The 5,891-nt window shown below is 73.3% G+C and carries 5 protein-coding genes; 4 read left to right on the forward strand and 1 reads right to left on the reverse strand.

Going from position 1 to position 5,891, the window contains the following annotated elements; all coding sequences use genetic code 11:
* Nucleotides 1-532 precede the first annotated feature (532 nt).
* The gene (locus ACFVFH_RS01950) at nucleotides 533-2,308 is read right to left on the reverse strand and encodes a regulator (RefSeq protein ID WP_383762022.1); all 1,776 of its coding nucleotides are present in this window, start codon (nucleotides 2,306-2,308) and stop codon (nucleotides 533-535) included.
* Between the two features lie 264 nt (nucleotides 2,309-2,572).
* On the opposite strand from ACFVFH_RS01950, the gene lipB reads away from it, so the two are divergent.
* The 4 genes from lipB to ACFVFH_RS01970 all read left to right on the forward strand — a co-directional run bounded on the left by lipB (nucleotide 2,573) and on the right by ACFVFH_RS01970 (nucleotide 5,747).
* Nucleotides 2,573-3,385, forward strand: coding sequence for a lipoyl(octanoyl) transferase LipB (gene lipB, locus ACFVFH_RS01955; protein ID WP_383762025.1), 813 nt, complete (start codon nucleotides 2,573-2,575; stop codon nucleotides 3,383-3,385).
* Between the two features lie 132 nt (nucleotides 3,386-3,517).
* Entirely contained in the window at nucleotides 3,518-4,483 is a 966-nt protein-coding gene (gene lipA / locus ACFVFH_RS01960) for a lipoyl synthase (RefSeq protein ID WP_383762028.1), read from the forward strand.
* Between the two features lie 336 nt (nucleotides 4,484-4,819).
* Nucleotides 4,820-5,029: a hypothetical protein gene (locus tag ACFVFH_RS01965; protein ID WP_383762031.1), complete on the forward strand. Its 210-nt coding sequence runs from the start codon at nucleotides 4,820-4,822 to the stop codon at nucleotides 5,027-5,029.
* A gap of 10 nt (nucleotides 5,030-5,039) precedes the next feature.
* On the forward strand, nucleotides 5,040-5,747 hold the full coding sequence (locus ACFVFH_RS01970; protein WP_093543306.1) for a DUF4191 domain-containing protein: 708 nt from the start codon (nucleotides 5,040-5,042) through the stop codon (nucleotides 5,745-5,747).
* The last annotated feature ends 144 nt before the right edge of the window (nucleotides 5,748-5,891 follow it).

The raw sequence follows: 5,891 nt of genomic DNA on the forward strand, positions 1-5,891 counted from the left end.
ACCGACGCGGGCCGGACCGACGCAAGCCGGACGCACACCGGGGCGCGCCCGGCGGCCGAGGCGGACCAGCCGCCCGCATCAGCCGCCCGCGCGACAACGGAGACGACTCGACGCAAGCCGGACGGGCGCCGGGGCGGACGGGCGCGGGCCGGAACGACACAAGGCGGACCGACGCGGGCCGGACCGACGCAAGCCGGACGCACACCGGGGCGCGCCCGGCGGCCGAGGCGGACCAGCCGCCCGCATCAGCCGCCCGCGCGACGACGGAGACGACTCGACGCAAGCGGGACGGGCGCCGGGGCGTACGCGCGTGGGCCAAAAACGGGCGCGGGGCCGGGGGGCGGACCGACGCAAGGCGGACGCGCGCGGGCGGACGCGCGCCGGGGCGGACCGACACGCGCCTGACCGACACGCACCTGACCCGCGCAAGGCCGCCCGACGCAAGGCAAACCGACTCAAGCCGGAACGGGCGCCAGGGCGCGCCCGGCGCCGAGGTGGGTCGGCGCCGAGGGGGCCCGTGGGACGTCCTGGCTCATCCCAGTGCGGCGACCCGGTCGCGGTAGCCGCGTACCGCGGCGGCGTCCCGGTAGGGCTCCAGGCGGCGCTCGAAGTCCCGTACGTACTCCGCCGCCCGCACCGACCGCATCTCCGCGGCCTGCCGGGCCGCCTCGGCGCCGAGCGCGCACGCCTGGTCGAGCTCGCCGAGCCCGAGCCGGGCGGAGGCCAGCACCACCTGGCAGAACAACCGGCTGCGGGCGTACGCCGGGGAGCGGAGCTGGAGGGAACGCTCCGCGTGCTGCGCCGCGGTCCGGTACTGCTGGAGGTCGCGGTGGCAGTGCCCGAACTCGTCCGCGAGCTGGGCCTCGTCGAAGTACCGCGCCCAGTGCGGCACTTCGTCCCCGTGCCGGGCGATCTCCAGGGCGTGTTCCGCCCGCGCCAGCGAGGTGGTGCAGGGCCTCGCCTCGCCGAGCACCCCGTGGCCGCGCGCCTCGACGGCGTGCAGCAGGGCCTGGACGACGGGCGGCGCCGACGAGCCGATGCCCTGCTGGGCCACCCGGGCCAGTTGCACGGCCTCCCTGCCGTGGCCCAGGTAGACCGCCTGGCGGCTCATGGTGATCAGGACGTAGCTGCCGTACGCCCGGTCCCCGGCGGCCTGGGCGAGCCGCAGCGCCTGGACGAAGTACCGCTGGGCCAGGCCGTGGGCCGCGATGTCGTACGAGGTCCAGCCCGCCAGCCGGGTCAGATCGGCGGCGGCGGAGAAGAGCCTGCGCCCGGTCGCCTCGCCGTACGTCCCCCGCAGCATGGGTTCCGTCTCGTGCTCCAGGTACCGGACGAGGGCCTGACGGGCGTGGCCGCCGCCGTAGGCGTGGTCGAGGGTGCGGAAGAGCTCGCCGACCGAGCGCAGGGCGGCGACGTCGCCGCCGCTCACCCGCTGGCCGGGGCCGCGCTCGGACTGCCGCTGCCGGGGGACGCCGGGAGCGCCCGGCAGCCCGGCGCCCGAGGGGGCCGGAGCCTGGGGGGACGGCGGGGCGCCGGGGGGCGCGGACGGCCCGGCGGGCCGGGAGGGCACCGGCCCCCGGGGCCCGCCCCTGCCACCGGCCCCGGGCGCCCCGCCGTGCGCCCCGTACGGGCCGTGCGTTCCCGGCACTCCGCGCGCCCCGCCGGGGCCGCCGGGGCGCGCGGGACCACCCGTCTCGACGGCCCCCGCCGCGCCACCGGATCGGACGGCCCCGCCGGACCTGGCCATCCCACCGGCCGCACCGCCCGCACCGCCCCCGTGGGACCCGTGGGCTCCACGGCCGCCGACGGCTCCGCCGGTCCCGCCGTGCGTCGTCTGTGCCGCGGGCTCGCTCCCCCGCCCCACCCACTCGTCGGCCCGGCCGATCAGCCAGTCCCTGCTGGGGACGACGAGCCCGGCCGGGGTGAAGGCGATCTTGCGCAGCTCCGCATGGCTGCCCGAGTCCTTCCGCCACAGCCCGCTGACGATGTCGACGGCCTCCGCGGGCGTGGCCGCGAATTCCAGGCCCGCGTAGACCGGGGCGCACGCGTCGAGGCCCAGGTCCTGGGCGGTGAGGCGGCGCCCGAGCCGCCGGGTGAAGACCTCGGCGATCAGCGCGGGGGTGGTCCCCCGGGGCTGCTGGCCGCGCAGCCAGCGGGTCACGGACGTCTTGTCGTACCGCAGGTCGAGGCCGTGTTCGAGGCCGAGTTGATCCACCCTGCGGGCGAGACCGGCGTTGGAGAAACCGGCCTCGGTGATGAGCGAGGCGAGTCGGCGGTTGGGGGTGCGCTGCGGAGGTCGTTCCGACATCAGCTGTACGGTCTCCTGCCTTCGGGGCCGGGCGGGCAGCCCTTATGGAACGGCGCGAATTTAGCGGCCTCCGTGGCAGTCGCAGCCACCTTCGCTTCACTTTCATCCGATCGTGTGAGGATTGAAGGCGGCGCTGACGGGAAGACCTGCCGGGCCACCGCCCGCGGACCGGTCGTACAGTGGCCCGGGGCGTGATTTCTGTGCATGGTGACGCGGCTCCGGACACCCCCCGGCTCCGGCACCGCGAGTAGGAAGGCATCTGTCGTGGCTGAGCTTCGGTTCGTCCGGCTGGGATTCGGCGAGCAGGCCGTCGACTACCAGGAGGCCTGGCAGAAGCAGCGCGAGGTGCACGCGGCCAGGTTCGAGGACACCGTCCCGGACACCTGTCTGCTGCTGGAGCACCCTCCCGTCTATACGGCCGGACGGCGCACGACCGACAGCGAACGCCCCCTGGACGGCACCCCCGTCATCGACGTGGACCGCGGCGGCAAGATCACCTGGCACGGTCCCGGGCAGCTGGTCGGCTACCCGATCCAGAAGCTGCCCCGGCCGGTGGACGTCGTCGCGCACGTCCGGCGGCTGGAGGACGCGCTGATCCGTACCGCCGCCGAGTTCGGCGTGGAGACCACCCGGGTCGAGGGCCGCAGCGGTGTCTGGGTGCTCGGCGACCCGGTCGAGGACCGCCCGGCGATCGGCGGGCTCTCCCTGGACTTCGACCCGCGGCTGCACGACGAGGAGTTCGACGCCCGGCTGAACGGCCCCGAGTACGCCCCGTCCAACGCGGGCCAGCGCCGTGAGGACCGCAAGCTGGCGGCGATCGGCATCCGGGTGGCCAAGGGCGTGACCATGCACGGTTTCTCGTTCAACGTGAACCCGGACAACACCTGGTTCGACCGGATCGTGCCCTGCGGCATCCGGGACGCGGGTGTCACCTCCCTGGCCTACGAGCTCGGCCGCGACATCACCATCGCGGACGTGCTCCCGGTCGTCGAGAAGCACCTCCGGGACGTCCTGGAGAACGCCGCGCTCGCCCCGCGCACCGTCGTGCGCCCGGACGACGCCGTGGCCACGGCGTGACGTACGGATCATCCGGCGGGGAATAGGCCCTGCCGGCCACAGGTTGGGCAGACGTAAAGCCGTCTGAACCACGGGCGTACCCTGGTGTTCGCCGAAGAATCCAATGCAGTGAAAGCAAAGGGGAGTGCCGGAGTGTCCGCTGTCGCACCCGACGGGCGCAAGATGCTGCGCCTGGAGGTCCGGAACAGCCAGACCCCCATCGAGCGCAAGCCCGAGTGGATCAAAACCCGGGCGAAGATGGGCCCCGAGTACAACCAGCTGCAGAAACTCGTGAAGAGCGAGGGTCTGCACACGGTGTGCCAGGAGGCCGGCTGCCCCAACATCTTCGAATGCTGGGAGGACCGCGAGGCCACCTTCCTCATCGGCGGTGACCAGTGCACCCGGCGCTGTGACTTCTGCCAGATCGACACGGGCAAGCCGCAGGCGCTGGACCGGGACGAGCCCCGTCGCGTCGGCGAGTCCGTCGTCACGATGGACCTGAACTACGCCACCATCACCGGCGTCGCACGCGACGACCTGGAGGACGGCGGCGCCTGGCTGTACGCCGAGACCGTGCGCCAGATCCACGCGCTGACCGCGGAGCGGGAGGCCGGCCGCACCAAGGTCGAGCTGCTGATCCCCGACTTCAACGCGGAGCCCGAGCAGCTCGCCGAGGTCTTCTCCTCGCGCCCCGAGGTGCTCGCGCACAACGTCGAGACGGTGCCGCGGATCTTCAAGCGGATCCGCCCCGGCTTCCGCTACGAGCGCTCCCTGGAAGTCATCACCCGGGCCCGCGAGGCCGGTCTGGTGACCAAGTCCAACCTGATCCTCGGCATGGGCGAGACCCGCGAGGAAGTCAGCGAGGCGCTCCAGGACCTGTACGACGCGGGCTGCGAGCTCATCACGATCACGCAGTACCTCCGGCCGTCCGTGCGCCACCACCCGGTGGAGCGCTGGGTGAAGCCGCAGGAGTTCGTGGAGCTGAAGGGGGAGGCCGACGAGATCGGCTACTCCGGCGTGATGTCCGGACCGCTGGTCCGTTCCTCGTACCGCGCGGGCCGTCTCTTCCAGCAGGCGATCGAGCGTCGCGGCGCCGCCGCCACGACGCCCACGGTGTGAATCCGAGCACAAGAAGCTACCGCTGAGTAATAGCCGATTCGATGCGGCCCGTACGCTCCCCGCAGGTCGGGGGCGCGTATGGGCCGCTTCGGCGTGCGCGGCGCCCGTATCAAGGTTTCATTGGTGTTTGACCGACCGGTCATGCGCTGGTAACACCGAGCAGTGACGCTGGGTGCACACGGCGCGGTGGCCGACGGCGGCCGTCCGGGCCGTCGCCGCCCCGCTCCCGCGCCCAGCGCACGCCACCCTTCGCGCAACGCAGTCCCGGGCAGTTCGGTCCGGGCAGCTGAGTCCACGCAACTCAGTCCGCACATCCGCTCCGAGGAGATCTCCACGATGCAGGCCGTGCCGGTACGCGCCACCGCCATCCCTTCCGTCACCGATGCTCTCCGTGCCGTCGAGTCGCTGGTCCTGGCCGGTGGCCAGCGCACCGCCCGCCGCAACGCCTGGACCGCCGTCCTGGAGGACCGGCGCCGGGCCAAGGACAGGGTCGAGGCCGAGCACGTACTGGAGGCCGCGGCCGACCACCGTTCCCAGGCCACGTAAACTTCTGTACATGGCGAGGAAGGCAAACACTGAAGGCGCGGACAGCGCCGAGAACGCGGGGCGGCTCAAGCAGATCGCCCTGACCTACAAGATGGCCAGGCGGTCCGACCCGAAGGTCGGTCTTGTCGTCGCGGGCGTGGGAATTGTCACCTTCGGTGTCCTCCTCGGGGTCGGCTTCCTGATCGGCCACCCGATCTATCTGGGCATCCTGGGCTTCGTGCTGGGCCTCCTCGCGATGGCGATCGTCTTCGGACGGCGTGCCGAGCGTGCCGCCTTCGGGCAGATGGAAGGCCAGCCGGGCGCCGCGGCGGCGGTGCTGGACCGGGTGGGCCGGGGCTGGACCACGACCCCCGCGGTCGCGATGAACCGCAGCCAGGACGTCGTCCACCGCGCGGTCGGCAAGGCGGGCATCGTGCTGGTCGGCGAGGGCAACGCGAACCGGGTGAAGCTGCTGCTCGCGGCCGAGAAGAAGAAGATGGCCCGCATCCTGGTCGACGTACCGGTGCACGACATCATCGTCGGCAACGACGAGGGCCAGGTGCCGCTGAAGAAGGTGCGCACCAAGATGCTGAAGCTGCCGCGCGTCCTCACCGGTCCGCAGGTGACGGCCGCCAACGACCGGCTGCGCGCGATGGGCGACCTGATGAGCAACATGCCGCTGCCGAAGGGCCCCATGCCCAAGGGCATGCGGATGCCGCGCGGCGGAAAGATGCGCTGACGCCGTACACGGACGAAGAGGCGGGGGGGGGACCCCAACGCGGGGGCCCCCCCCCCCACGGCGTACGCCGGGGGATGGAGCCCGAAGGGGGGCGAGACCCGCCCCGGGGCCGCCGCCCCCCCCAAGAGGGCCCCGGGCCCGCGC

Source organism: Streptomyces sp. NPDC057697 (genome assembly GCF_042799335.1).
GTDB lineage: Bacteria > Actinomycetota > Actinomycetes > Streptomycetales > Streptomycetaceae > Streptomyces.

Excerpts from the sequence above, each read along its gene's own strand:
- ACFVFH_RS01950 (WP_383762022.1), bottom strand. The coding sequence starts at position 2,308 with ATGTCGGAACGACCTCCGCAGCGCACCCCCAACCGCCGACTCGCCTCG.
- ACFVFH_RS01965 (WP_383762031.1), top strand. The coding sequence starts at position 4,820 with ATGCAGGCCGTGCCGGTACGCGCCACCGCCATCCCTTCCGTCACCGAT.
- ACFVFH_RS01970 (WP_093543306.1), top strand. The coding sequence starts at position 5,040 with ATGGCGAGGAAGGCAAACACTGAAGGCGCGGACAGCGCCGAGAACGCG.